The sequence below is a fragment of the Pseudomonas sp. PAMC 29040 genome (assembly GCF_003994535.1).
GTDB classification, from domain to species: domain Bacteria; phylum Pseudomonadota; class Gammaproteobacteria; order Pseudomonadales; family Pseudomonadaceae; genus Aquipseudomonas; species Aquipseudomonas paraversuta.
Genome location: NZ_RZAA01000023.1, coordinates 1 through 5,053 on the forward strand (window position 1 = coordinate 1; position 5,053 = coordinate 5,053).

2 protein-coding genes are annotated in these 5,053 nt (G+C 59.4%); both read right to left on the minus strand.

Annotated features, from left to right (window positions below; all coding sequences use genetic code 11):
* The coding region (locus WG29040_RS24210) for a hypothetical protein (protein ID WP_133309075.1) at positions 1–2,350 on the minus strand (2,350 nt) is incomplete at its 3' end.
* Positions 2,351–2,900: 550 nt separating this feature from the next.
* On the minus strand, positions 2,901–5,053 hold a 2,153-nt coding region (locus WG29040_RS24215; protein WP_165878390.1), incomplete at its 5' end, for an RHS repeat domain-containing protein.

Below are 5,053 nucleotides of genomic sequence, written 5' to 3' on the forward strand. Positions count from 1 at the left end.
TCAGCGGCTTGCCATCCAGGGTGTGGGTGGTCACGGTTCTGGCCCCGGCCACACCCTTGGCATCGGTCTGCCAACTGCTGCCGGTCAGGGCTACCGGGTCGGCCAGAGTGTGCTGGGTGATACCGTCTGCGCTGGTTTCAGTCAGCACATTGCCCCAGTCATCAAAGGTGCGTTCGGTGGTCAGGCTCAGGGCCGGGACGTCTTCGTTACCGGGATCGTAAGTCGTTTCACGGAACACCCGGCCCAGCACGTCATATTCTGCGGTCCAGGCGGTATAGGTCTCACCGCTGTCGGTTTGTTTTTCACGGCGGATTTCCCTTGCCATGCCATCGAGCCAGACAGTTTCCTTACGCCCGGAAGCGCCGATTCGGGTCTGGCAGCGCTCGCTGGCCGACAACGAATAGGCCCAGTTGACCTCAGCCTCGAAAGCCGAATCCGGGGCCGCGACTTCCTGAGTCACACGGCCCAGGGCATCGTGGGCAAAGGCCATGCGCAACTGCTCGTCGGTCTGCTCGGTGACCATCAGGCCGGAGTACAAATCCTGCGACGATTGCGCAACAGTTGACTGGCCATCGTGACCTGTAATCGTGACATTTTCCTGCAGGACTGCGCGCTCAAGAGAGCGGGCGTTTGGGGCTTGGGTCAGGCTGTAGTTGTAGGCCCGGGTAGTGCTTTTACCCTCTACCGTCTGGGTTTCGCTGAGCATACGGCCGTGATGGGGTGAGGCCGGAGCATTGATAAAGGTCTGGCTGGAACTGCCCAATTCAGTGGGTTTATCGCCTTCAACCAGCAGCAACCGCTCTTCGCTGCTCTGGATAAAAGTCGGCAATGCAAACCCTGGAGCATCCCCACGCACGGGCAGGGATTGATAGCGATATCGGGTCTGCTTGACCGGCCCTTCGGTGCCGGGTGGGGGGCTGACCGTACGACTTTTCAGGCGGGTGATGCGACCCAGTGGGTCGGCCGGGCAGTTGTCGGTCTCACCGGTTACCGGGTAGTACTCGGACTCTTCAATCCCGCCCAGGGCATTGCGGTGCCACACCGGGTTACCCAGCTCGTCGTAGCGGGTTTCTTCCTCGGTAACAAGCTCCCGCAGTACCCGTTGACCGTCGAGCTGCGCCTTGCGGGTAATGACTTTATGCGGGAACTGGAAATACGGCAGTTGCCGGGCAATGGGCAGCCAGGGCTCGTCGTAATAGGTGGTTTCGGTTTCCTGCAGGGTCTGGCCCTGCAAGGTGCGTTCGCGGGTCAGCAGGTGGAAGCGGTTAAAGGTGCGGCTGATGGTTTGCAGGGGGGTGCCCCGGGCATCCATCAGGGTTTCGGTGGAGCCATAAAGAAAATCGCCGGCACCGGTCAGGTGATAGAGATTGTCCTCGCGGTTGCGCCACTGACGCACTGCCGGCCAGCCAAAATAGTTGTTGCTGCCATACAGACCGTAGTCATAACGAACCAGTTGCACCGGCTGGCCGTCCCCCGGGTCCTTGCGGGTCTGACTGACCACCGGCATCCGCGCAAACGGCGCCCCTGCAGGCAGGTTGAGGCCGTTGGCTTCGCTGTAGGTCACTTCCTCGGTGCTGCCGGTGGGCTGGGTACATTTGCTCAGCAGCAGTAATCCGGAAGTCGCAGTGCTGTACTCAAACTGCCAGCCACTGTCGGGAAGGCCGTCCACCGTTACCCGGCGCAACAGCCCGGAGACCCGATGAAATGACATCACCACCTGTGCGGGGGTATCCGGTTGCAACGTCAGACGGGTTGTCACGCCCTCGTAGGCCAGTGCCAGCACCGTGCGGCCTTGGGCATCGCTGACTTTTTGCAGGTACGCCCCATTGCCAACCGAACGCCAGTCAAAATTCAGGGCGCTGCCATCGGCCCCCACCAGGGTGCTGACTACCCAAAGGCTGGGGTGTCCGGCCAGCGGGATCAGGCGTTCACAGCTGCCATCGTTATGCGTGACCCACATTTCCTGACGCTGAACGGCCACTGCAACTACCGGCAAGCGCACATCCGGGAAGCGCATGCTCTGACCGACAATCTCACCGCGAAAGCGCTCGCCGGAATTGAGTTGCAGTTGTTGGCTGGCGCCGTCCCACGAGGTGGTACCAAGCATCCAGCCCAGACCGAAGCCCTGATCTTCGGCCATCAGCGGGCTATGGCTCAGGCGCAACTGGCTGATAGGGCCGCGCAAATCGTTGGCGGCGCCGGTGGGCAGGCTGATCGAGGCCGAGAACGCACCGGTGCGCGGATCGACCCCGGCACTGATGCTGCTCATAAAGTTGTAGGCCCCGGAATATACGTCGCCGCTGCTGAGCAGGCTGGCGGCGGATAGGGGTACGGAGGTGTGCTCAGTCATGTGTCTTACTCCTTGTTTCGCTAGAAAGGGGTAGCAAAATAGGGTCCCTCGCTGAGGGCTAACAATGAGCAAGTGTTGTAGGGGGGGGCGGCACAAAAAGTATCTTTTAATACGTGGGGAAGATGCCCAACCATTGTTGATTGTGGGAGGGGTGCGTCGGTGATGCGCAAAATCACGGAGAAAGTGGCTGTTCAAGAAAAAATATTGAATCAAGAAAACCACAAAGAGGCTGATTGCTGGCAGGCCACCGGACTTTCCAGTGCCTGATGGCTGGAGATTCGAACCAAAGCGTACGGCAGTACCCATCATTTTCAGATAGGTACTGCCGTCTCCAGTAACACTTCAATATTCAAAAAAACCGGCTTTGCTCAAGGAGCCGTCTGGTCTGAACACCTCGATCGGGCTGCGCATCAGACAAATGCACATCGTTGATGGCGAGTATGCTGGCAACCGTAGTCAGCCCTTGCTCAAACCTGACTTTTGGTGGGCCACCATTTTTTGAATTCCCAAAAGGCTGGAATATAAAAAATGGTGGCGAGTCAAGACTTTCCTAGAGACGCCAGAGCATAAAGTTCTCCTGCCATCTGGTTTGATCCCTTATCCATAATCCATCCTGGGTTACATATTTCACAAAATCATTTTCGTAAGGCAGATCCCATATATGCGTACGAATAAATGTCGCTTCGTAAAAGTCAGGGGCGGTGATGGCTAGAGAGTTAGTGTTTATGTTGTAGCCCTGCAAGACCTCAGGTGGATACGCCGGGTGTATGTTGGCAGCTATTTGCCTGACATCATTAACATAATCCGGATTGTTCTGAAAAACAGGCATCACGGTAATGCCATCCATACTTCTAACGGTCGTGGATGGAATAGTGTTCTGTGGCAACGCAGCCTTCGTCGGGTTGAGCCTGTAAAAGTTTCGAACTTCTATAGAAGTTTCCCTACTGACGCTGCTGTACCGTTGAGCAGCAGCGTACATAATATTATTTGCTCCTCCTGAAGGGTTCATACTGCGAGTAGCAAGCCAGGCTTCCTTAGGGGCCATTGCATTTAAAGCTGAGTGCTGAAGCGTCGCAGGGTTAAAAGCCCGCCCCCCTCCTGGAGCTCCCCCGGCATGCTGCAGTTTGTGCTGCCAGCTGCCCACGAACTTCCCGGCCTTTTTGACCCCCTTGGCGGCAGCCCCGGCCATCGACGGGGCCGCCGAGGCCAGCCCCGTTGCCATGCCCACCCAGCCCAGAATCCGCCCGGCGTTTTCATTGCCGCTGGCCAGCAAGGCTATCGAGGCCACGTCCGCTGCCAGCGACACCACGCTCAGGGTCGCGGTGGTGACCGCCGTTACATAGCTGGCGGTCAGCGCCGCAGTGGGCGCCGCCAATGCACCCAGGGAGGCCACGGTGCCGATTACGGCCAGGGCGATGCCGGCCGCCGGTAACAGCCAGTCCAGCCACGAGTGGCCCGATGGATCGATGCGGTTGACCGGATCCCCGGCGCAATAGGCATAGCCATTGAGCCCGCCTTCGCCGAAGGGGCTGAGGCTGTCACGGCTGTGGAAGCGCATCAGTGCGGGGTTGTAGATGCGGTAATCACCCAGGAAATACCAGCCGCTGTCTTGCTCACGCAAGGTGCCGGCGTAGCCCAGCCGGCTGGCACCGGGCTGGCTCTGGCCGTAGGCGCCGTAGACCGGGGCATTGATCCCGTCGTTGGCCTCAGTGGTTATCGACCCCTGGGCGTCGGTGCCCAAGAGCATCACTTCGCGCACCGCCGCTGCAAGACGGCTTTCGGCCACCGGAACGTCACCGGCCCGTACCCAGCGGGTCTGGGTGTTTTCACCCATCTCGCAGCTGAGCTGGCCGCCGGTGTGGTAGCGCCAGCGCGGACCGGTAGAGTCTTCGGTCTTGATGATGTTGCCCGCCGGGCCGTAGTGCCAGCGGCGTTCGCCGGTAGGCAGGGTGACGCCAATGAGTCGTCCCAGGGCGTCGTAGTGCAGTGGATTGCCCCGTTCATCCTTCAGTAAATTGCCGAGGGCGTCGTACTCCAGGGTTACCGGTGCCGGGTAATCGGCGCGACTGTGGCTGACGCTGAGCAGCTGGGTGAGATCGGCGGGGTCATAGGTAAATGTACTGACATTGTTGGAACTGGCGTCGGTAAAGACCGTTTCCAGTCGACGAATATTGTCTAGGGCGTCGTATTGAAAGTGCTGCTCGCGGTAGGTTTTGCCGTGGGCATCCTGCGGTAAATCCTCACCGTGCAGACGGTGAGCAATCATCCGTCCGCGCAGATCGTAGTCGAAGCTTTCACTCCGGACCAAAACTCCGTCACGGGTCAGTTCGCGCGGGGTCAGCTTGCCGTCTTTACGCCATTGCTGGGTCTGGACTTCAAGGGACTGTCGGGTGGGCGTGCGGGTAGCCGTTTCACGACGGGCCGGGCGACCCAGGCTGTCATAGCCAAGGGTTACGGCCATGTCCCGCGAGCCATCGTTTGATTGGGTTCGCTGCTGATGAATCCGCGACGCTGCATCGTAAGTAATGCTGATGCTCACATCGGGACCTTGCTGCACGCTCAAACGCCCGAATTCATCGTACTGGCAGCGCTGCTCGGCACCGTCGGCATCGGTCAGGCGCGTCACTGTGCCCGCCGGGGTGGTGCTTTGTTGTTGCGAGCGCGGCTGATCACCGTGCCAGGCGTAGTCGGCTTTGCTCAGTT